Consider the following 21,805-nt stretch of genomic DNA (forward strand, 5'->3'; position numbering starts at 1 on the left):
GTCTCTCTCCCTTACTGAATCATACGCTGGACAGTAAATACATCACGAATATGCTTAATCCGTTCAACTATCCGCTTCAAATGGTCGACATTTTGAATTAAAATCGTTAAATTAATCGTCGCCATTTTGTTTTTATCTGATTTACCTGATACGGCAACGATATCTGTATTCGTTTCGTTGACGACTTGTAGTATCTCGTTTAACAAGCCGTTACGATCGAAACCTGAAATTTCAAGATCAACACTATAATTTTTCCGTTGACGATTTACATCTTCCCATTCGACGTCAATTAAACGGTTTTGATCTTCATTTTTGATATTCGGGCAATCGGTACGGTGAACAGATACACCACGACCTTTCGTGATGAACCCAATAATCGGATCACCCGGAACAGGCGTGCAACATTTGGACAGACGAACCATTAAATTGTCCATGCCTTTGACATTGACGCCAATACCTGTCTTCTTCTGTCGTTTTGTTTCCATCTCTTGCTGGGCTTCGATTAACGAATTCTCAAGGTCTTCTGCCTTTTCTTCTTTTGCGATTTTTTCGGTTAGACGGTTAATGGCTTGTTGTGTTGTAATTCCTTGATAACCAACCGCAGCATAAAGATCCTCAAGAGAGTTAATATGCAACTTATCAATCGCATTTTGGATATTTTCTTCAACGAGCACTTCTTTAGGCGATAATTCTAAGTTCTTTAATTCTTTGTCGATAATATCTTTACCACGTTCGACATTTTCATCACGACGTTGTTTCTTAAAGAATTGCTTAATCTTATTTTTCGCCTGAGACGTTTGAGTAATTTTTATCCAATCTTCTGACGGACCATACGAATGTTTTGATGTTAACATTTCTACAATGTCGCCGGTTTGTAATTGGTAATCTAACGGCTCAATTTTACCGTTCACTTTCGCGCCAACGGTTTTATTCCCAACTTCTGTATGAATGCGATAAGCAAAATCAAGTGGTACAGAACCACTAGGCAATTCTATAACATCTCCGTTTGGTGTAAAGACATATACCATATCGGAAAAGAAATCGACCTTTAACGACTCCATGAACTCTTCAGCGTCATTTGTTTCATTTTGCCATTCAAGAATTTCACGGAACCATGCCAGTTGCTTCGACATATCTTCTTGACTCGATTCTTTACCTTCTTTATAAGCCCAATGTGCCGCAATACCGTATTCAGCAATGTCGTGCATTTCTTGTGTTCGAATTTGTACTTCTAACGGATCACCTTTAGGCCCAATAACCGTCGTATGAAGGGACTGGTACAGATTCGGCTTCGGCATCGCAATATAATCTTTAAATCGGCCAGGCATCGGCTTCCAACACGTATGAATGATGCCTAATACCGCATAGCATTCTTTAATACTTTTCACGATGACGCGGACTGCGAGTAAATCATAGATTTCATTGAAATCCTTTTTATCGATCGCCATTTTCCGGTAAATACTATAAATATGTTTCGGTCTACCTGAGATTTCGGCCGTTATGTTCACATCGTCTAATTGACCTTGAATCTCATTAATGACCTTATCAATATAATACACCCGCTCGTCCCGCTTCTGTTTCATCAAATTCACGATTCGATAATATTGTTGCGGGTTTAAATACCGTAGGGAAATATCTTCAAGCTCCCATTTGATTGTGGAGATACCTAACCGGTGCGCTAATGGCGCAAAAATCTCTAACGTTTCATTCGCAATTCGACGTTGCTTATCTTCTGGTAAGTGGTCGAGTGTTCGCATATTGTGAAGACGGTCAGCTAATTTTATTAAAATAACACGAATATCCTTCGCCATGGCAATAAACATTTTACGATGGTTCTCAGCTTGTTGTTCTTCCTTGGATTTATACTTGATTTTACCTAACTTTGTAACACCTTCGACAAGCGATGCTACCTCTTCGCCGAATTCCTTTGTTAGATCGTCATAAGACGCATCTGTATCTTCAAGAACATCATGTAAAAAACCACTAGCAATCGTCGCTGGATCCATTTCTAATTCAATTAGGATGCCTGCGACCTGGACTGGATGCGTAATATATGGCTCGCCTGATTTACGCGTTTGGCCTTCGTGCGCTTCTTTCGCATAATCGTAGGCAAGTCGAAGAAAGGTCGTATGTTCTTCATTCAAATAACGACCTGCATCTTCAATGACTTCTTCAATTGTTTTTTCATGCTTAGACATAACATCACCTAGGTGTACATAATTTGTTCATATGATTTACGATTCGATTCTGCTATGGTCAGTTGTTGATCCACACTAAATCTTAATATCGATTATAATTAAAAAAATTAAATGTTACAAAACAAAAATTTGTTATCCGATTGCATATTCAAACATTTTTCGAGTGGTAAATAATAAAACTTGGCTGCCCTTAAGGTGGGTCAGCCAAAGTTGTTTAGTATTCCATAAGTTTTAGTATATCATAATCTTTTAGCTTTTCACGACCATTTAGATAAGATAATTCAATTAAAAAGGCACACCCGACAACTTCACCACCGAGTTGTTCAACTAAGTCAATTGTCGCCTCAACTGTTCCACCGGTCGCTAATAAATCATCAACGAATAACACGCGCTGACCAGGTTTAATCGCATCTTTATGAATCGTTAAAACATCGGAGCCATACTCCAATCCATAATCGACTTTAATCGTTTCACGAGGGAGTTTTCCTTCCTTACGTACAGGCGCAAATCCTACTTCTAACGCGTATGACACTGGACAACCGACAATAAAGCCTCTTGCTTCAGGCCCAACAATAACGTCAACTTCTTGCTCTTTCGCATAAGCCACAATTTCATCAACTGCCGCTTTAAAAGCAGGTCCATTATCCATCAATGTCGTAATATCTTTAAAACGAATGCCTTCTTTCGGCCAATCTTCTACGATGGTCACATAATCTTTAAAATTCATATACGACTTCCCCTTCCTTAAATCGAGAATGAATTCGGCTTTGAATCCATTCTTTTAATTCGCGGTACGTTGAGTAATATAACGTCTCCTCAACTGTCACAGCATTTAATTTTCGCTGATAAGTTGGTGATTCATCGAGTGGTCTAAACGACACATTATCTTGTATAACAATTAAACCATTAGTTATTTTAACAAAATTCAAATCAAAAAACACGTCTAACATAAAATCAAGTTGATCAGAAGACCAATTTTTTGCTTTTGCTAACTCGGGTTTTTGATCTAGTCGGATCTGTTGATGTTTCTTAAAAATCGCATATAGTTGTTTGAAATCATCTCGAGTTGGTAAGGTCGACAGAAAATGTGAATGCTCTTGCCGGAAACATAAATAAATGGCTTCAAATTCGAACTGCTCTAATAACGATTCGAATTGATCGAGTGATTCTGGCATATCAACACAAACAACTTTAAGTGATTGCTCGAATGGCTCATGAATGATCTCATTGTAATGCATCACGTTGTCCTCAGTTTGAGATTGTTGTTGAAAGGATACAAATACAGTTCCTTCACTATCTTGTAACTGCTGTTTCGTCGAGTCGTTTAATGCCTTACCTCTGTAATCAAATAATTGCCACTCCATACAACGAACATCTTTTAATTTGATTTGTAACTTTTGATACCCGTTCCATTCATTGAGCTCAATTTCACCGACGACATCAATTGAAGCACCAGAAGTTAAACGATCGGCTAAATTTCCGAGCTGAAACCCAATCATTTCGACAGATGTTTGGTCTTTCGTTCCTAACATCTTAATATGATTCTGATTAGATCCAATTCGTTTAATTTGCGTCAATGTAATGTTCGATACTTGAAAAATGGGTTTATCATTTCCCATACCGAACGGCGCTAATTTTTCTAATTCTTTCGGGAAATTCAAATCGATATTAGCCCATGAGACGTCATCTTCAACCGTCAACGTCGGGGTGAAATCATCATCAGTTAACACTTCTTTAGCATGTTCATTAAGCTGTTGACGTAGCACATCCACTTGAGATAATTCAACGGTCATCCCCGCTGCTTGAGCATGGCCTCCGAAATGCATAAAATAATCCCGCACACGCATTCCTTCTTGGAACATATCATAAGCAGGAATACTGCGACCACTACCTTTTGCGATACCTTTATCACGGTCGATCCCAAGTACGATTGTCGGACGATAATACGTATTGACAATACGAGACGCAACAATTCCTAAAACACCTGGGTTCCATCCTTCCCCTGCAACAACAATGACATCATCTTCTTGGTGATACGTTTCAATTTGTTCAAATGCTTCGTTTGCGATTGTTTTGACGAGTTGCTGACGTTCTTGGTTTAAAGCATCTATTTCTTTAGCCATATCTTCCGCTAAAATTGGATCATCAGCGAGTAATAGGTCAACAGCTAAATCAGCATCTTGTAGACGTCCTACCGCATTCAGTCGAGGGGCAATGACAAATCCAATATTGTCAGCTGTTAACGTTCCCTCTAGTTTACCTAGCTGTTTCAGCGCTTCAATGCCTGGTTGGCATGGTTTTGATAGAACCGATAAACCTTGTTTAACGAGCAATCGATTTTCGCCTCGAAGCGGAACTAAATCCGCTACAGTTCCAATTGCAACATAACTCGTCAATTCCTTTGGTACTTCACCTAACAAGGCTTGTGCCACTTTAAACGCGACACCAACACCAGCTAAGTCATCATCGGGATAGCTTTCTGATAAAGCTGGGTGGATTGTTGCGAACGTCTCAGGTAATGCAGATTGCGGCTCATGGTGGTCCGTTATAATCAAATCCATACCTAATGCTTTAGCCAGCTGCGCCTCTTCAGGTGCTGCAATACCATTATCGACTGTAATCAATAATGTGCACCCTGAATCAGCCATCATACGAAAAGCTTCTTCGTTCGGTCCATATCCCTCAGTAAACCGGTTTGGAATATAATAATCGACTGAAGCTCCTAATGATGAGAGAGTGGAAACTAGAACCGACGTTGCTGTCACACCGTCTGCATCATAATCGCCATAAATAACGATATATTCTTGATTCTCGATCGCTTGTTCAATACGCGATACGACCTTCTCCATATCTTCGAATAAAAACGGGTTATGTAAATCATTTATATTGGGAAATAAAAACTGTTCAGCTTCTTCTTGAGTCGTAATCCCTCGTTTAACGAGCATCCGTTCAATAATGGGAGAAACAGATAAGTTAAACGGCGGGGTTATAGTGCTTTGATTTAATTGCCAATGCATTTTACTCTTTAACATAACGTCACCCCTAACTCACTCATTATACAAGAGCTTGTCAGGGGTATCAATTGACGATTACGTGTCTTGGTTATTTTTTTGTTCGTCTGTGTCACCGTCTTGACCAGTTATAGTTTGATCTTGTTGTTCCGAATTATTTTTTTCTTCGTGTTCTGTTGATATCGTTTCTGTTTCGCTAACATTTTTCGTTTGCTCACGTTTCAGTTGCTTTTGTAATTGATAAATCTTAGTGAAACTAGCACCTGCTGCAACCAATGCACCTAGCAATACTGACAATAATATGACAAGAATCAACGGGGCATCAGTTTGAGCAAATAGAAAATCCACAGGGACAGATTCGACGTTAATAATCGCAAAAATAGCGATAATAATCGTGAATAGAATTGTTAAAATAATAAGCGTTTGTTGTTTCATATGACCTCTCCCGTTCTATAAAAATTTGTATTCATCTATTCCCTAATCGTTAACCATTTAATCATGTAAAAAAGTGACAGAGACTGTTCCCTGTCACCTTTGCCCATTTATACTTGTGGGCCTTCTTGTTTTTTCTTCTTACGATAATCGATCGGTTTTTCCTTAATATTGCGTCCACGCGTAATAAGCCATAGCTGAGAACCTAGGAATAGAGATGAGTAGGTACCAGCAATTAGTCCAACGATTAACGCAAATGAGAAGTACGTAATCGCTTGAGCGCCGAAGACGAATAGCATCACAGCAGCAAATACAACGGTAATAACCGTGTTAAAGCTACGTGCTAATGTCTGCATTAAACTCTTATTCACAATGGATGCTAATTCCTTAAACGATTTAACTCGTTGTTCAAGGCGTAAGTTTTCCCGGATACGGTCGTATGTCACAATGGTATCGTTAACCGAGTAACCGACAATGGTCAGTATCGCAGCAATAATTGTAATATCAAATTCAAACTGGAATATACTGAACAATGCCAAGATAAAGAATGCATCATGCAATAATGCTAAAATAGCCGTGATCGCAAAGAACATTTCAAAGCGGAATGTAACATAGATAATGATCGCAATCGATGCATAAAGAACAGCGTATATCGCATTCATCGCTAGTTCTTGTCCGATCTTCGGTGTGACCGTACTGACACTTGGTTCATTACCGTATTCTTCACTAAAGTAATTATTTAACTCAGCAATTTGGTCTTGGCCTAAGACGGAATCAAATCGAACCATTGCCATATCATTCGAATCACCAGCCATGACGACTTGGGTCGGATTTAAACCGAGTGAATCAAAATCTTGTTCCACTTGCTCAGTCGTTAACGTGTCATCAGCTAACACTTGAACCCTTGAACCACTTTCGAAATCAATTCCTAAGTTCAAACCAGCTGTCATTAAGAAAATGGCACCTGCCGTAATTAAAGCAATTGAAATCGAGAAGAATTTATTTCGATGTTTAATAAAGTCAAACGTTTTACCAAAGACATGAGGCTTGACCTCTTCACCTTTTGTAATATCCATGATCTCATTAGGTTTAACACCGAATAAGCGTGGTTTGTTATCTAGCGCCTTACTATTGACCCATAAGTTAAGCAATAAGCGAGTTAAATAAACGGCTGTAATAAAGCTTAAAATAATACTAATAATCAACATCGTCGCAAAACCTTTAACCGAACTTGTACCGAAAATGAACAATACCGTTGCGGCAATAATTGTCGTAATATTCGCGTCTAAAATGGTTGCGAGTGATCGTTTATTTCCGGCTTTATAAGCTGACTTTAATGTCTTACCAGCTTTTAATTCTTCCTTAATGCGCTCAAATGTAATGATATTCGCATCGACTGCCATACCGACACCGAGCACTAAGGCCGCAATACCTGGTAATGTTAACACACCATTAATTAAGTTAAACACGAGTAAAATTAAATAAATGTACACACTTAACGTGACAGCTGAAATAATACCTGGGAAACGGTAATAGCCGATGATGTACAAGAGAATAAGTAGTACGCCTAAAGCACCAGCGAAAATCGTTTTATCTAATGCTTGCTCACCGAACTGTGCCCCAACTGAAACAGAGTACACTTCATTTAAATCAGCGGGTAATGAGCCTGCGTTTAATAAGTCCGCTAATTGTTGTGCTTCTTCAATCGTGAAGTTACCTTCAATCATCACATCGTTTCCAGGAATTGGTTTTTCGACTGCGGGTGCTGATAAATATTTCGGATCTTCAGATTGTCTTTGTTCTTGGAAAGAATCGCCTTCTTCATAATCGAGCCAAATCACAAGTAGATTCTCTCCACGTGGTTTAGCGGCAACTTCTTCAGTTACATCACGAAAGTTTTCGTATTCACTGTCTTCGAATTGGCGCTTTGTTTCTAGCGTGACAATCGGTTGGTTCGTCTCACCAAAATCCTGAGCAGCACTTCCTTCAACGAGTTGAGAGCCATCAAAATAAAGTTCATCATCTACACCGCGAAACGAAATACTAGCCGTCGTCGAAAGCAATTCCCTTGCTTCGTTTTGATCACTGACGCCTGCTAGCTGAACACGAATTCGGTTATCCCCTTCAATATTAATCGAAGGCTCATTAACACCTAAAACGTCGACACGTTGGTACAAGCTTTCTACCACCGCATCGAGCATATCATCAGTTACTTCGTCCCCCTCGTTTAAAGGTTCGACTTCATACAAGACTTCAAAACCACCTTGTAAGTCAAGACCGAGCGGAATATCTTTTGTAATAGAAGTCGCTGTCGTTCCGATAACCGTTCCTAACATAATCACGATTAAAAAGAACGCAACTATTCGTCCCTTTCTCTGCATCTTTCTCGTTTCCTCCTTTGGCCGTAACAACACTTTTCAGTCACTATTATTATTCATTTGATGATAATGCTTCAATATGTTCCATTAAGTCACCAGGTTCTTTTTGGGCTTGAACGGTTAAATAACTCATAAATAGTTGATCCGTCATATGTAAAATATCTTGAACAACTTGGTGGAGCGTAAGTTCTTTATTTTTCCGCCATACTTTTTGATTTAAACAACGCCATACATCATCATGGCTCACTTCATCATAACCTAAAATTGTGAGCTCATCTACTTTACTTTGAATCACATCATAAAGTTCAGGACGCCAATGTTCAACATGTTTTGTAATCGGCTCCAACACACATCCTCCTTTTATATACCTGCTTGTCTAACTAATTTTAAAACGAAACTTATAAAACCTAATAAAGTCCCCAACCAAATCATGTGGGAAGGGGCATGTTAAATGTGTTTATTTATATTTCGAAAACTTGTTTAAGTCTAACATGATGAACCACTTCACAAGCATATAAATTATTGTATCGAAATTTCGTTCGTTTGAGAAGGTAGGTATTCAAATTGTCCAAGCAGACTTTTATTAAAGGAGCCCTCATTTTAATTGTTGCTGGTATGATCAGTCGGTTACTCGGCTTTATAAATCGCATGGTGCTAGCCCGTATACTCGGTGATGAAGGTGTCGGTATTTATATGTTAACGTTACCGGCCTTGTTTTTTGTCATTACATTGTCACAAATTGGGATACCTGTTGCTGTGTCCAAACTCGTTGCAGAAGCGCATACGAATCAACAATATCATCGGATCAGACAGATTGTCACGACTTCTTTAATTATTACCGTCTCATTAAGTATTATCCTGACCGGTTTATTAATCACACTCGCACCTTATATTACAACTTATCTCATTTTAGATGACAGAACGTATTTATCATTTATCGCGATCAGTCCCATTATTGTGATCGTTGCGATTTCTGCTGTTCTACGCGGGTATTTCCAAGGATTACAGAACATGAAACCGCAAGCAATCGCTCAAGTTATTGAACAAATTGTCCGTATTGGGTTTGTCATTTTATTCGTACAACTGACCATCCCATATGGACTAGCCGCAGCATCAGCAGGAGCGATGGCATCAGTCGTCATTGGTGAATTCGTATCACTTCTATATATGTATTGGTGTTACAAGCGAGAGCAACCTGCACTATTAACCAAATCGATCCCCAAGGCTCAGTCTGCGATACAAGATGTCTATAAACGGTTGCTCAATATTGCTTTACCGACTGCTGGTACCAAACTAATAGGGTCAGCTACATACTTTTTAGAACCGATTTTCGTTTCCCATACACTACTAATCGCTGGTTATACCATTAGTGAAAGTACGAGCCTTTACGGGCAATTGACAGGGTATATTATGCCATTATTACTATTACCAACATTCATTACCCATTCACTCTCTGTTGCTCTCATTCCGTCTATTAGCGAGGCGAACGCTAATCAACACCAACAAACCGTCCATTATCGAATAAGACAAGCGATCCGTCTTTCGTTCGCATCAGGTGGTGTTGCGACGATTATCTTTTTATTACTGGCTCCGACGATATTAAACCTTATTTACAACACCGAATCGAGTTCAAGTATGTTAACGTTTATGGCACCTTTTTTCCTACTTTTATATATACAGGCGCCTCTACAAGCTGCGCTACAAGCATTAGAGTTCGCTAAGCAAGCGATGATCAATAGTTTAATCGGCGCCGCCGTTAAGCTTATCACGTTGTGGTTACTGGCTACAAAACCATCATTTGGGATTGATGGGGTGATGTTATCGATCATTGCAGGCGTCATTGTCGTGACATTACTGCATATTGTATCGCTCGCAAAACTGATTCATTTTACAATTCCAATGTCATTAGTCGTGAAAATGATTAGTCTCATGACCGTACTATATGTGATTGGCGAACAGCTAACAAACTGGCTGCATTATTTACCGTCGATTTTATATGTGTCTTGTTCGATCGCTATCATAACGATGTTGTATGTGGTTGGACTTTGGTTGTTAAAAATTTTGTCAAAAGACGAATGGAATCAATTAAGAACTGGGCGGTTTTAAGTCAATATGAATAGATCCATCCTCTTCTACTTGTGCAAACGATATGGCATCAATTCGTTCGATGCCATGTCGTTTTAATTGTTTTGACGCTTTCTCTTTTGTCATGTTTTGTTCCTCTAGGGCACTCTGTTGCCACTTCCCATCAATAATGATTGGTTCAAAATAGTTTAACGGCTTATCTTTTTTTGTGAACACAGAAAGCTTGCCACTCGTTTCTAAAATGGCAAGCTCAACATCACGCATATGAACGACACCTTTTTCCCTCAGTTGGACCATCAGATCATCTAAATTATAGCGTTGTTTCTTCATAACATCTTCGTCTATTTTGCCATGTCGGATAATCACGGATGGTTTTCCGTCTAATACGGTTCGAACGCGATGGCTTTTTAACGATAATTGTGCTGTGAGTCGTTGAATAATGAATAAAATTATCATGGGGGTTATTAAGACAAAGAAAGAATCATCCGTTTGTTCAATCGACAGGATCCCGATTTCTGCTAGCATAATGAAAATGACTAAATCCATGACACTTAATTCACCGATTTCTCGCTTACCCATGAATCGAAACAATAAATAAACAATAGCATATACACTAATCGTTCTAACCGATAATAAGACAATATCATGTAACATCTCTTCAGCTCCCAAACTCTTTCTCAATAGTTTATCCTGAAGAGATACCACTATTAAAAATAACGTATTATTAAGTAACCGGAAGCGATCACTAACGATATTAATACGACGGTAAATCCGTATAGCATATAGCGTATAAATGGTATTTTCACTCCGTTTGTGCTCGCTATTCCTGCTACCACAACATTCGCTGACGCACCTAACAGCGTACTATTACCACCTAAACAAGCGCCTAATGCTAGCGACCACCACATTGGGTCCGTCGCCTGTATACCGAATTCATCTAATTCTAATAAAACTTGAATCATCGATGCGACATACGGAATATTATCTAAAAATCCTGACAAAAGGCCTGCAGACCATAAAATCGCAAATGATGATGCGAAACTTTCCCCTTCTGTTAAACCGATAAACATAACAGCTAAATGATCAATAATCCCTGTTTGCTCTAATCCTCCCACTAATACAAATAAACCGATGAAGAAAAAGAGTGTCGTCCATTCGATTTTAGAAAAGACCACATCGCACATGTCATCTTTTTCAGACAATAGTAATAACAGCAATGCACTCACTAATGCAATCGTCGTTAATTCTACGTGTAATACCCCATGAAACATAAAAGCTACAATCGTTAAGATCAATATCGTCACCGATTGATACAATAATGGCGTTTTCTTAAGAACAGATATCGGTTCTATTGTTGCAATGGACCGGTTTGACATCTGGGTTGATTGATTTAATGAACGGCGGAATAATCCATACAAAAACGCCGTGATAACGACAAAAATAACGATCACAACAGGCGCCAAATGATTAATAAATGACATAAACGTTAAATGGTCGACCGCTTGTCCAATCATAATATTCGGCGGATCACCTATCATCGTTGCTGTTCCGCCAATATTCGATGCAATCACCACCATGACGAGATAAGGAAAAGCAGGTAACGCTAATTCGCGTATCATATGAAGTGAAATCGGGACAAACAAAAGAACAGTTGTGACGTTATCTAATAGTGCTGACCCCACAGCTGTTAAAACGGCAATCCAGACAAACAACGCTTTCGGCTTTGCCCCAACTCGTTTAATCATCCACAACGCTAAAAACTCAAACACACCTGTCCGTTGTGTAATCGTAATTAACACCATCATAGAAAACAATAAAACAATCGTACTCCAGTCCACATATTGCGTTAATGCCTCGTCGACCGTAAAAATACCAAATAGAATTAACAAGGCACCACCACATAACGCTACAAGAGCACGGTTAATCTTCTCCAATAATAAAAACATGTAACAAATGATAAAAACTGTGATTGCAATGACCGCTTCCACTGACCATTCCCCTTTATACGAAGGCTTATCTATTTATACGTCTTTTTATAGCCGGACATGCATAGTTTTGTATTAAGACAGGCATGGGTCATATTTGATTAACGAAAGGGGGATATTAATGAATAATCGATTTAAAGCAGTGCTGTTCGGTGTTTTACTTGTTTATGGACTAATGCTCAGTGCAAGCTTCATCTTGGCATTATTTGTCCGATTTGACTGGATAAGTACACAGTCGTTGGATTGGCTACCGTTTTTAATAAGCTTAACCATTATGTTGTTAGGTGGTGGGCTGAGTGGATTTCGGTCGTCTGAAAAAGGATGGTTATCTGGTGTCTTAGTCGGGGTGATCTATACGGTCATGATTATGCTGTACCAATTTTTAGCGCATGATGTTTGGCTTCATGATGGACAATGGTTGCATTTCATTACATTTTTGCTCGCCTCTATTTCAGGTGGGATTATCGGTGTTCAGCTCAATCAGCGCAACGACTAAAAAAGCCGCTTCAGGCGTTTTATTACCTGAAGCGGCTTCTCATTTAACCTTTCTTTTCACGAATCGAAGAACGATCATATGTAAGCTTTTGTCCTTCATTCACTTCTAATACAATCGTACCTTCATCTAAAGCGTGAACTGTTGCGTGCAGACCACCAATGGTGATGATCTCATCGCCTTTTTGTAAGTTGTTTTGCATTTCCGTTACTTGTTTTTGGCGTTTTTGTTGCGGTCTAATTAGAATAAACCAGAACAACCCGATAAACAAAATAATCGGAAGTATCGCACGGATAATATCCATCTATTGCGCCTCCTTTCTAGAAGTTCTTAGCATTGGGTCCGTTAAAACCATACTGTTCAAAAAATGCTTCACGAAAATCGCCTAAACGATCTTCTTGAATCGCATTTCTTACTTGCCCCATTAATTTTACCAAAAAGTATAAGTTATGATAAGTCGTAAGCCTAATTCCTAATGTTTCGTTCGTCTTAATTAAATGACGAATGTACGCACGCGTGTAATTACGACACGTATAACAATCACAATTTTCATCAATTGGTGTAAAGTCTCGAGCAAACTTTGCATTTCTTACAATAAGTCGTCCATTAGACGTCATACACGTCCCGTTACGAGCAATTCGAGTCGGCAAGACACAATCAAACATGTCAACGCCTCGCATTGCACCATCGACTAGAGAATCAGGCGAGCCAACACCCATTAAATAGCGTGGTTTTTCATCCGGCAGTAAAGGCGTTGTGAAATCGAGCACACGGTTCATCACATCTTTCGGTTCACCGACAGATAATCCGCCAATCGCATAGCCCGGAAAGTCCATGCTCGTTAAATCACGCGCACTCTGTTTGCGTAACTCTTCATACTCGCCACCTTGGATAATACCGAATAACCCTTGTTGATCAGGCTTTTGGTGCGCTTCTAAACAGCGCTCTGCCCAACGGCTCGTCCGCTCAACTGACGATTTCATATAGTCATAGGACGCTGGGTAAGGAGGGCACTCATCAAACGCCATCATAATATCCGACCCGAGTGAATTTTGAATATGCATCGCTTTTTCTGGGGACAAAAATAATTTCGCTCCACTGATATGATTCCGAAAATGAACGCCTTGTTCTTCAATTTGGCGCATATCACTCAAACTAAATACTTGGAAACCACCAGAATCAGTTAAGATCGAACCGTCCCAATTCATAAATTGGTGAAGACCACCTGCTTCTTCGACAATATCTTCACCTGGTCTTAACCATAAATGATACGTATTCGATAATATAATATTAGCCCCAATAGATTTCAATTCTTCTGGTGCCATCGTTTTAACAGTTGCTAATGTACCGACTGGCATAAACGTCGGTGTATCAAATGACCCGTGCGGTGTGTGTACACGCCCAAGTCTAGCACCTGTTTGCTTACATGTTTTGATTAATTCATAAGTAACAGCCATGGTCACGTCTCCTAACAATTATAATATGATCATTGCATCGCCAAAACTAAAGAAACGATAGCGTTGATCAATCGCCTCGTGATAGGCGCGCATGATAAAGTCTTTCGTTGCAAACGCGCTCACAAGCATAATTAATGTCGATTTCGGTAAATGAAAATTCGTAATGAGGCCATCGACTGCCTGAAACGAATACGGCGGATAAATGAAGATATCTGTCCAACCTGATGCTGCTTTTAACTCTTGATGATCGCGCATGACCGTTTCGAGCGTTCTAATCGACGTCGTTCCTACAGCGATAATTCGACCACCTTGCTGCTTCGTTTCCTTCAATTGCTCGGCCGCTTCAGCTGACAAATGATAATATTCTGCATGCATATCGTGTTCTTCAATATTATCGACTTGAACGGGTCGGAAAGTACCGAGACCCACGTGAAGTGTCAAATAAACAATATTAATCCCACGATCACGAATCGTTTGCAACAATTCTTCAGTAAAATGAAGACCAGCTGTCGGTGCTGCTGCCGAACCAGGATCTTCTGCATAAACGGTCTGATAACGATCTTGGTCGTCCAACTTTTCCTTTATATAAGGTGGTAATGGCATTTCACCCAACTCATTTAACACTTCTAAGAAAATGCCATCATAATCAAATTCTATAATCTTACCGCCTTGTTCAAGATTTTCGACACATGTTGCTCTTAACAACCCGTTACCAAACTGAATCATCGTTCCTTCTTTTATTTTTTTAGCTGGTTTCGCTAAAACTTCCCAACGATCCCCTTCGATTTGGTGCAATAACAGTAATTCAACATTAGCGCCCGTTTCTTCTTTCGTCCCGAGTAAACGAGCCGGCAATACTTTAGTATTATTTAATACAAGACTATCGCCAGGCTTTAAACAATCAATAATTTGAGAGAACTGTCGATGCTCAATCGATTCATCTGACCGGTTTAACACCATTAAATTCGATGAAGCCCGTTCTTTAAGCGGTGTTTGCGCAATCAGCTCCTCTGGCAAGTGAAAATCAAAATCGTCTATATTCATCGTTGTTACATCTCCTTACTTTAACCTTCCTACGATCATAAAGATCACACTTAAAATAATACTCACGACAATGGATGTCACGATCGGAAAATAAATGGTTGTGTTTCCTGTTTTAAACGTAATATCACCCGGTAGTTTTCCGATAAAACTCCAAATCAACCCAATAACAATGAAAATAACTCCTAATAAAATAAATAACTTTCCGAATCCCGTCAAGTATCTTGAACCTCCCGATTAAAATGGTCGTATGCTTTATGAGTGGCTACGCGACCACGAGGCGTGCGTTGAATATAGCCTTGTTGTAACAGAAATGGTTCATAAACATCTTCAATCGTTTGCGATTCTTCGCCAATAGTGGCCGATAACGTGTCTAACCCAACTGGACCACCTTTAAACTGATCCATAATACTTAGCAAATATTTATGATCAATATGATCTAATCCTGACGCATCAACTTGTAACATGTCCAGCGCCTTTTGAGCACTGTTCATCGATATAATCGTCTCGTGATTAACTTGTGCTAAGTCACGAACACGCTTTAACAAGCGATTCGCAATTCGCGGCGTTCCCCTTGAGCGTGACGCGATCTCCGTTGCTGCGTCAGCATCAATTTCAAATTCAAATACAGACGACGTTCTTTCTATAATCGAACAGAGATCACGTTCTTGATAAAATTCCAAGCGACTTAAAACGCCAAAACGATCACGTAATGGCGCTGACAATAGGCCTGCGCGTGTTGTCGCACCGACAAGTGTAAACGGTGGTAAATCTAAACGAACAGAACGAGCTGCATCACCTTGGCCAATGACGATGTCTAACATGTAATCCTCCATTGCGGGATACAACACTTCTTCAACAGAACGGGGTAAGCGATGAATTTCATCGATAAATAAGACATCCCCTGCTTCAAGCGATGACAAAATAGCCGCTAAATCTCCCGCTCTTTCAATTGCTGGACCAGATGTTGTGCGGAATTGCACACCCATTTCCTCGGCAATAATCGCAGCAAGTGTCGTTTTCCCTAAGCCCGGTGGTCCATATAACAAGACGTGGTCCAATGGCTCTTCGCGCATTTTCGCCGCTTCAATAAAGACTTTTAAATTTTCTTTCGTTTTGTCTTGACCAATATATTGCGCTAACGTCTGGGGTCTTAAGCTTTGTTCCACTTGAACATCTTCCCACTGCGCTTCATTGGACACCATACGTTCATCCATTTAACTCACCCTTAACGCATTAATAGTTGTAAGCCTTGTTTGACAAGGTCATCGGTTGATTCAGCTGATGATGCTTTCAAATTTGGTGCTATTTGATCAATTTCTCGTTTCGTATAACCTAGTGCTAGTAGCGCTTCAACCGCTTCGTCAAACATGTGATGATTCGGTGTGAAATCGTGTTCAATTGATAACACATCATCATGTGACGTTTGCATCCACTGATCGACTTTTCCTTTTAAGTCTAATATCATTTGGCGTGCTGTTTTTTTACCGACACCTGGAAACTTTGTTAAATAGGCATCATTTTCCTGCTCGATCGCTTGAGCAAAATCGTGCACGGATGTTTGACTAACGATACTAAGAGCATTTTTCGGTCCGATACCTGAGACGTTTAATAATTTTTTAAATAAATCTTTTTCTTCGTGCTGATGAAATCCGTACAACATATGCGTATCTTCACGGACATAAAAGTATGTAAACATTTTAATCGTTTCGTTTTGTTTCGTTTGGTACCGTAATGGGTTTGGACACCATATTTCATAACCGATACCTGCAACATCTAATATGATGTATTCTTCTGTTGAAGCTGTTAATTCCCCTTGAATATATGCATACATAATGGACCCCCTACTGTCACTGAACAGACGTTCTCTTTCACTAGTTTAACATGTTCTAGCCAATTCGTCCGCCCTTTATTGTTTCGCATGAAGGATACAGAAAGAACACCTCCCCAAGGCGAGGAGGTGAACGGAATTACTGTATATTATGATGAACTTCTTGTACGTCATCTAGGTCTTCAAGCATATCAATCAGTTGATTCATATCGTCTTCATGGTCTTCAGGCATCGGTGTGTACGAATCGGCAACCATCGTCATTTCAGCAGCTGCTAATGGATACGTTTCTTTTAACGCGTTACGAACTGTCTCGAAATCTTCTGGTTCAGTAAATAATTCGAAAACGTCTTCGCTCGTCTCTATATCTTCACAACCAGCTTCTATGGCTTCTAACATAAAATCTTCTTCATCAACACCTGCTTGGTCACGTTCGACGACGATATACCCTTTTCGGTGGAACATAAATGATACACAACCATTTTCGCCTAAATTACCGTTGTTTTTATTAAAGGCGTGACGGACTTCAGATGCTGTACGGTTTTTGTTGTCAGTAAGGACGTCCACCATAACCGCTACACCGCCTGGTCCATAACCTTCGTACGTTAATTCTTCATAATTTTCACCGTCTAAATTGCCCGTTGCTTTATTAATCGCACGTTCAATGTTTTCATTTGGCATATTATTCGATTTTGCTTTATCAACCGCTAATCGGAGAGCTGAATTGGTTTCTAAATCAGCGCCACCTTCTTTAGCCGCCACATAAATTTCTTTCGCCAATTTCATGAATAATTTGCCGCGTTGTGCGTCTTTAGCATTTTTTTTATGTTTTATATTATGCCATTTTGAATGACCTGCCATTTTCGTCCCCTCCCTGTTGTGTTTACTTCACTAAATCATAGACGCGATAAACCCGTCCGTTTTCGAGCGTTTCGGGTTGGTCAATTAATTGCTGTAATAAATCAGCTACATCTTTTGCACTTCTCAGTTGATTGTTTTCTTTTAACTGCTTGAAGTTATCAACATCTTTAAAATCATCTGAACTAGCGGATCGAATTTCACCTTGCATATCCGTATCCATAACCCCTGGACTGAACGCAATATGCGTATCACCAGAAGATAATTCATCAGCCTCCAATGCCGCCGTCTCAGTATACTGATTAATAGCCGCCTTCGTTGAACTATAAGCATTCCAACCATAAATCGCTTTTTCAGCAGCACCTGATGTAATATTAATAACAGTTAAATGTTTCGCGTCGATCGTTGCTTTAATCGTATTCACTAGCATCATAGGCGCTGTTAAATTAAGCGTCACATGTTTGGCAATGGATGAATCTTCAAGCTGTCCGACTGGCCCCATCGGTGTCACCATTCCAGCATTATTAACGAGTAATAATTCATCAATTGGTTGGCCAGAAAGATTGTCAGTTAACAGTTTAGAAAACGATTCAATCTCACTTAAATCTGATAAATCTTTTGCAACATGGTGATATTCTGTTGTGACTTGTTGAGACAACATTTCCAACTCATCAACTTGTTGTTGCCTAGCCACTGTATAAACATGATAACCGTTTTGTAATAAATTTTTAGCGACTTCTTTTCCTAACCCTTTAGATGCTCCCGTTACAATAGCGTATTTCATTGTTCCATCCCCCAAATCATAGTATGTACGTAAGCAGGGCTCGCCTGCTTACTTTTTACGATCTTCAATTCGATTGTGAAACTCACGGTTAACATACACAGTTACATCAGTACGCTCTGTTACTTTGTGAACGATTTCTTTGACGCGTTGTATAGCATCTTCTTCAGTCGTACGTGATGGTAAGTCAATCGAAATATAAATATGGTCATCTTGAATGTTGATACCAGCTTGATCCACTTCGTCTAAATGCATGAGCTGATAATATAACTGTCGTTCTGTTTCAATCCGTTCTGATACTTCTTTAGAAACATATGGGCGCCCATCCGAATTATCGAGCGTTTTTTCTATTTCTTTTTCTTTAAAATATTCATATGGATTCTCATACATATTCAAACGAATTTTTTCTTCATCCGTCAATTTCTTGTCTTGTTGCATCCGAGTCGATTCCTGGCTATTCGTTAAGCTCGACTCACGATCCGGATTGACAAATGTACAACCTGTTAACATCACAACCGTTATCATGATAATCCATACCGATTTAAACATGCAAAACACCTCCGTTTCATTAGTGTGAAATGAGAGGTGTTAAGACATGCATTTATTCAAGTGTGAAATGATGGAAATCAGGTGGCGACTTCGGCAATGCACGTTTGTGCGCTGTTTTTTGATGCATCATTTCAATTTTTTCAGCGGCATCATCATCAACGGAATCACCATTTAAGAACGCATCGATTTCATTATATGATACACCCATTTCGTTCTCATCTGTCTGTCCGTCCCAAAGGCCAGCGCTAGGTGCTTTATCAATAATCGCTTTCGGAACACCCAATGCTTTACCTAACTCACGAACTTCTGCCTTAGAATAATGTAATAATGGCACAATATCGACGCCACCATCACCGTATTTCGTAAAGTAACCCGTATACCATTCAGCCGCATTATCCGTACCGACAACTAAATAATTATAATTGGCTGCGACTGTATAGAGGGTGCTCATACGCAAACGTGCCCGTAAATTGGCGTCGGCCAGTTGTTCTTTTTCGTTATCCCAGTCCTGTTTTGACTGAATTTGCTGCTTGATCGTATCAAACAAGGCATCATGTTGTTCTGTTAAATCAATCGTTACAGCATCAATCCCTAGTTCATTGACGACTATTTGTGCATCGTCAGCATCTTGATCATGACTTTTACAAGGCATAATCACACCTAGTGAGTGTTCAGGAAATGCTTTTTTTATAAGATAAGCAACGACAGTCGAATCAATACCGCCGCTTAACCCGACAACTAATCCATTTGTGTTCGATTCTTTCACTGTTTCTTGTAGCCATTGTACTAATTGACCGATATGATGATCCATATGATTAGCTCCTTTAACCCTCTTTGTTAAACTTATTTTATCATAGTCGATATCAAAAGAAAATCAAGCCGACGTTAGCGACTTGATTTTGGGTATAAATGATTGTTAGTAACCACAGGAATTCGTTCCGGGTCTCGTATGCTGTGGAACTTCATAAAAATGTGGATAAGGGTAAGGCATCGTGAATGGCTGAGGGGATTGATATTCGGCTACGGATTGATACGGTGTATAAGGTAGTAGCTGTTTATCAAACCACTCGTCTTCTCGTATGACGGCTAATGGTTTGGGTGCATGAGATTGATTCGGTAAAGGAAACCGCTCATCATTCGACTTATTATTCTCATTAGTATCATGATGACGATTTTGTACGGTGACATTGTAAGGAACCTTCACTTTCATCCCTTCGATTACGTCCGTTGTTTCTGATAAGTGTTTGTTCATCTCATACAACTCTTTTTCGCTAAGACGATACTTATCAGCAATGGTCGCCATCGATTCACCTTGCTTAACGATGTGAATTTTCACACCAACTCCTCCTTCATGTAAAACTACTAGGCGTTAGTATTAGGATATGCATTTCAAAGGAGAAGTTGACGACTTATTTATTCAACAAATTCAAACTCAAAATCTAACAATCGAACAGTGTCGCCATCTTCGGCTCCACGATTACGTAAGGCTTTATCAATTCCCATATGTCTCATTTGTCTAGAGAAGCGACGCACAGATTGATCACGATTAAAGTCCGTCATCTTGAATAGTCTCTCGACTTTAGGTCCTGATAAAACAAACGCACCATCAGAATCACGCGTAATATAAAACGAATCATCGTCGCCTTCATATTTATACACGACTCGTTCATCACTACCGTCTTGTTCACTCGTTTCAAATGTGTCTTTAGGTATTTCATCTAATGTATCCGCGATTTCAAATAATACATCACGCAAGCCACTTTGCGTATAAGCGGAAATCGGGAAAATAGGAATATCCTCGCCTAATTGCTCTTTAAACATCTCAAGATGTGTTTCCGCATCAGGCATGTCCATTTTATTCGCGACAATGATTTGCGGACGTTCTAATAATGTCTCATCATATGACTGCAATTCATTGTTAATCGTAACGTAATCATCATACGGATCACGACCTTCTATCCCTGACATATCAATGACATGGACAATCACTCTCGTTCGTTCTATATGACGTAAAAATTGAAAACCAAGGCCAACACCTTCGTTCGCCCCTTCAATTAAACCTGGTAAATCAGCAATAACGAAACTACGCTCATCTTCCGTACGAACCATCCCTAAGTTAGGATTTAACGTCGTGAAATGGTAATCAGCTATTTTCGGCTTAGCACCACTCACCACGGATAAAAGCGTTGATTTTCCAACACTCGGAAATCCAACTAACCCGACGTCTGCTAATACTTTTAGTTCTAATTCTACATCCAGCTCATCACCTGGTGCCCCGTTTTCTGATAGTTCGGGCGCTCGGTTACGGGCGTTCGTAAAACGAATATTACCGCGACCACCGCGTCCACCAGCTGCGATAACAGCACGCTGACCATGTTCAACGAGGTCGGAAATCACTTCTTGCGTTTCAGCATGTCGGACTGTTGTCCCAGGTGGTACAGGGATCACATACGGGTCAGAATTTTTACCGTGCTTTCCTTTATTCATGCCATTTTCGCCACGTTTTGCTTTAAAATGACGTTGATACCTAAAATCCATTAATGTATTTAATCCTTCGTCAACTTCAAAGACGACGTCACCACCGTGACCGCCATCACCTCCGGCAGGTCCACCCATCGGTTCATATTTTTCACGACGAAACGCAACAAGGCCATCGCCACCGTCACCAGCCTTAACATAAACTTTGACTCGATCGACAAACATATCGT

The 21,805-nt window shown here is 39.8% G+C and carries 22 protein-coding genes; 2 read left to right on the plus strand and 20 right to left on the minus strand.

The genetic code is table 11. The features are described from left to right. Positions 1-11: 11 nt before the first annotated feature. From ABID56_RS02995 to ABID56_RS03020, 6 genes are all read right to left on the minus strand, one after another. The gene (locus tag ABID56_RS02995; RefSeq protein WP_354219129.1) at positions 12-2,198 is read right to left on the minus strand and encodes a RelA/SpoT family protein; all 2,187 of its coding nucleotides are present in this window, start codon (positions 2,196-2,198) and stop codon (positions 12-14) included. A gap of 214 nt (positions 2,199-2,412) precedes the next feature. Continuing rightward, positions 2,413-2,925 (minus strand): adenine phosphoribosyltransferase, encoded by a 513-nt coding sequence (locus ABID56_RS03000; RefSeq protein WP_354219131.1) that lies wholly within the window; start codon positions 2,923-2,925, stop codon positions 2,413-2,415. Next, a complete protein-coding gene (gene recJ / locus ABID56_RS03005; protein ID WP_354219132.1) occupies positions 2,915-5,230 on the minus strand; it encodes a single-stranded-DNA-specific exonuclease RecJ in 2,316 nt (771 codons plus the stop codon). Before recJ ends, ABID56_RS03000 begins: the two co-directional genes overlap by 11 nt. Before the next feature lie 57 nt (positions 5,231-5,287). Further along, entirely contained in the window at positions 5,288-5,644 is a 357-nt protein-coding gene (locus ABID56_RS03010) for a lipopolysaccharide assembly protein LapA domain-containing protein (protein ID WP_354219133.1), read from the minus strand. Positions 5,645-5,751: 107 nt separating this feature from the next. After that, positions 5,752-8,022 (minus strand): protein translocase subunit SecDF, encoded by a 2,271-nt coding sequence (secDF, locus tag ABID56_RS03015; RefSeq protein WP_354219134.1) that lies wholly within the window; start codon positions 8,020-8,022, stop codon positions 5,752-5,754. Between the two features lie 49 nt (positions 8,023-8,071). Further along, the gene (locus ABID56_RS03020; protein ID WP_377946488.1) at positions 8,072-8,368 is read right to left on the minus strand and encodes a post-transcriptional regulator; all 297 of its coding nucleotides are present in this window, start codon (positions 8,366-8,368) and stop codon (positions 8,072-8,074) included. A gap of 215 nt (positions 8,369-8,583) precedes the next feature. Between ABID56_RS03020 and spoVB the strand changes: the two genes are divergently transcribed. Then, the gene (gene spoVB, locus ABID56_RS03025; protein ID WP_354219136.1) at positions 8,584-10,125 is read left to right on the plus strand and encodes a stage V sporulation protein B; all 1,542 of its coding nucleotides are present in this window, start codon (positions 8,584-8,586) and stop codon (positions 10,123-10,125) included. Here the strand turns inward: spoVB and ABID56_RS03030 are convergent. Both ABID56_RS03030 and ABID56_RS03035 read right to left on the minus strand, forming a co-directional pair. After that, positions 10,105-10,758, minus strand: coding sequence for a DUF421 domain-containing protein (locus ABID56_RS03030; RefSeq protein ID WP_354219137.1), 654 nt, complete (start codon positions 10,756-10,758; stop codon positions 10,105-10,107). The genes spoVB and ABID56_RS03030 overlap by 21 nt on opposite strands. Positions 10,759-10,811: 53 nt before the next feature. Beyond that, positions 10,812-12,092, minus strand: coding sequence for an ArsB/NhaD family transporter (locus ABID56_RS03035; protein WP_354219138.1), 1,281 nt, complete (start codon positions 12,090-12,092; stop codon positions 10,812-10,814). Positions 12,093-12,210: 118 nt separating this feature from the next. On the opposite strand from ABID56_RS03035, the gene ABID56_RS03040 reads away from it, so the two are divergent. Beyond that, on the plus strand, positions 12,211-12,585 hold the full coding sequence (locus ABID56_RS03040) for a TIGR04086 family membrane protein (protein ID WP_354219139.1): 375 nt from the start codon (positions 12,211-12,213) through the stop codon (positions 12,583-12,585). Positions 12,586-12,628: 43 nt separating this feature from the next. Here ABID56_RS03040 and yajC read toward each other — a convergent pair whose 3' ends face one another. The 12 genes from yajC to obgE all read right to left on the minus strand — a co-directional run bounded on the left by yajC (position 12,629) and on the right by obgE (position 21,800). Next, the gene (yajC, locus tag ABID56_RS03045; RefSeq protein ID WP_354219140.1) at positions 12,629-12,886 is read right to left on the minus strand and encodes a preprotein translocase subunit YajC; all 258 of its coding nucleotides are present in this window, start codon (positions 12,884-12,886) and stop codon (positions 12,629-12,631) included. Positions 12,887-12,902: 16 nt separating this feature from the next. Further along, entirely contained in the window at positions 12,903-14,039 is a 1,137-nt protein-coding gene (gene tgt / locus ABID56_RS03050) for a tRNA guanosine(34) transglycosylase Tgt (protein WP_354219141.1), read from the minus strand. Between the two features lie 18 nt (positions 14,040-14,057). Further along, the gene (queA, locus tag ABID56_RS03055; RefSeq protein ID WP_354219142.1) at positions 14,058-15,083 is read right to left on the minus strand and encodes a tRNA preQ1(34) S-adenosylmethionine ribosyltransferase-isomerase QueA; all 1,026 of its coding nucleotides are present in this window, start codon (positions 15,081-15,083) and stop codon (positions 14,058-14,060) included. 15 nt (positions 15,084-15,098) lie between these two features. After that, complete coding sequence (locus ABID56_RS03060) at positions 15,099-15,299, minus strand: DUF2905 domain-containing protein (RefSeq protein WP_354219143.1); 201 nt, start codon at positions 15,297-15,299, stop codon at positions 15,099-15,101. Next, positions 15,296-16,297 carry a Holliday junction branch migration DNA helicase RuvB gene (gene ruvB, locus ABID56_RS03065; RefSeq protein WP_354219144.1) on the minus strand — a complete coding sequence of 334 codons (1,002 nt, stop codon included), beginning with the start codon at positions 16,295-16,297 and terminating at the stop codon, positions 15,296-15,298. Before ruvB ends, ABID56_RS03060 begins: the two co-directional genes overlap by 4 nt. An 11-nt stretch (positions 16,298-16,308) precedes the next feature. After that, complete coding sequence (gene ruvA / locus ABID56_RS03070) at positions 16,309-16,914, minus strand: Holliday junction branch migration protein RuvA (protein ID WP_354219145.1); 606 nt, start codon at positions 16,912-16,914, stop codon at positions 16,309-16,311. A 136-nt stretch (positions 16,915-17,050) separates the two neighbouring features. Next, positions 17,051-17,770, minus strand: coding sequence for a YebC/PmpR family DNA-binding transcriptional regulator (locus ABID56_RS03075; protein WP_354219146.1), 720 nt, complete (start codon positions 17,768-17,770; stop codon positions 17,051-17,053). A 22-nt stretch (positions 17,771-17,792) separates the two neighbouring features. After that, positions 17,793-18,551, minus strand: coding sequence for an SDR family NAD(P)-dependent oxidoreductase (locus tag ABID56_RS03080; protein WP_354219147.1), 759 nt, complete (start codon positions 18,549-18,551; stop codon positions 17,793-17,795). Positions 18,552-18,599: 48 nt separating this feature from the next. Beyond that, positions 18,600-19,097: a YhcN/YlaJ family sporulation lipoprotein gene (locus ABID56_RS03085; RefSeq protein ID WP_354219148.1), complete on the minus strand. Its 498-nt coding sequence runs from the start codon at positions 19,095-19,097 to the stop codon at positions 18,600-18,602. A 52-nt stretch (positions 19,098-19,149) separates the two neighbouring features. Further along, entirely contained in the window at positions 19,150-19,908 is a 759-nt protein-coding gene (nadE, locus tag ABID56_RS03090; RefSeq protein WP_354219149.1) for an NAD(+) synthase, read from the minus strand. 105 nt (positions 19,909-20,013) lie between these two features. Continuing rightward, on the minus strand, positions 20,014-20,433 hold the full coding sequence (locus ABID56_RS03095; RefSeq protein WP_354219150.1) for a LysM peptidoglycan-binding domain-containing protein: 420 nt from the start codon (positions 20,431-20,433) through the stop codon (positions 20,014-20,016). Positions 20,434-20,510: 77 nt separating this feature from the next. After that, a complete protein-coding gene (obgE, locus tag ABID56_RS03100) occupies positions 20,511-21,800 on the minus strand; it encodes a GTPase ObgE (protein WP_354219151.1) in 1,290 nt (429 codons plus the stop codon). Positions 21,801-21,805 lie beyond the last annotated feature (5 nt).

Source organism: Alkalibacillus flavidus, assembly GCF_040545925.1.
GTDB classification, from domain to species: Bacteria; Bacillota; Bacilli; order Bacillales; family Alkalibacillaceae; genus Alkalibacillus; species Alkalibacillus flavidus.

What these genes read in the sequence shown, in the direction of transcription:
- ABID56_RS03075 (WP_354219146.1), bottom strand. Translation starts at nt 17,770, where the DNA reads ATGGCAGGTCATTCAAAATGGCATAATATAAAACATAAAAAAAATGCT.
- ruvA (WP_354219145.1), bottom strand. Translation starts at nt 16,914, where the DNA reads ATGTATGCATATATTCAAGGGGAATTAACAGCTTCAACAGAAGAATAC.
- ruvB (WP_354219144.1), bottom strand. Translation starts at nt 16,297, where the DNA reads ATGGATGAACGTATGGTGTCCAATGAAGCGCAGTGGGAAGATGTTCAA.
- ABID56_RS03040 (WP_354219139.1), top strand. Translation starts at nt 12,211, where the DNA reads ATGAATAATCGATTTAAAGCAGTGCTGTTCGGTGTTTTACTTGTTTAT.
- tgt (WP_354219141.1), bottom strand. Translation starts at nt 14,039, where the DNA reads ATGGCTGTTACTTATGAATTAATCAAAACATGTAAGCAAACAGGTGCT.
- ABID56_RS03010 (WP_354219133.1), bottom strand. Translation starts at nt 5,644, where the DNA reads ATGAAACAACAAACGCTTATTATTTTAACAATTCTATTCACGATTATT.
- yajC (WP_354219140.1), bottom strand. Translation starts at nt 12,886, where the DNA reads ATGGATATTATCCGTGCGATACTTCCGATTATTTTGTTTATCGGGTTG.
- recJ (WP_354219132.1), bottom strand. Translation starts at nt 5,230, where the DNA reads ATGTTAAAGAGTAAAATGCATTGGCAATTAAATCAAAGCACTATAACC.
- secDF (WP_354219134.1), bottom strand. Translation starts at nt 8,022, where the DNA reads ATGCAGAGAAAGGGACGAATAGTTGCGTTCTTTTTAATCGTGATTATG.
- obgE (WP_354219151.1), bottom strand. Translation starts at nt 21,800, where the DNA reads ATGTTTGTCGATCGAGTCAAAGTTTATGTTAAGGCTGGTGACGGTGGC.
- ABID56_RS03080 (WP_354219147.1), bottom strand. Translation starts at nt 18,551, where the DNA reads ATGAAATACGCTATTGTAACGGGAGCATCTAAAGGGTTAGGAAAAGAA.
- ABID56_RS03085 (WP_354219148.1), bottom strand. Translation starts at nt 19,097, where the DNA reads ATGTTTAAATCGGTATGGATTATCATGATAACGGTTGTGATGTTAACA.
- ABID56_RS02995 (WP_354219129.1), bottom strand. Translation starts at nt 2,198, where the DNA reads ATGTCTAAGCATGAAAAAACAATTGAAGAAGTCATTGAAGATGCAGGT.
- queA (WP_354219142.1), bottom strand. Translation starts at nt 15,083, where the DNA reads ATGAATATAGACGATTTTGATTTTCACTTGCCAGAGGAGCTGATTGCG.
- ABID56_RS03000 (WP_354219131.1), bottom strand. Translation starts at nt 2,925, where the DNA reads ATGAATTTTAAAGATTATGTGACCATCGTAGAAGATTGGCCGAAAGAA.
- ABID56_RS03030 (WP_354219137.1), bottom strand. Translation starts at nt 10,758, where the DNA reads ATGTTACATGATATTGTCTTATTATCGGTTAGAACGATTAGTGTATAT.
- nadE (WP_354219149.1), bottom strand. Translation starts at nt 19,908, where the DNA reads ATGGATCATCATATCGGTCAATTAGTACAATGGCTACAAGAAACAGTG.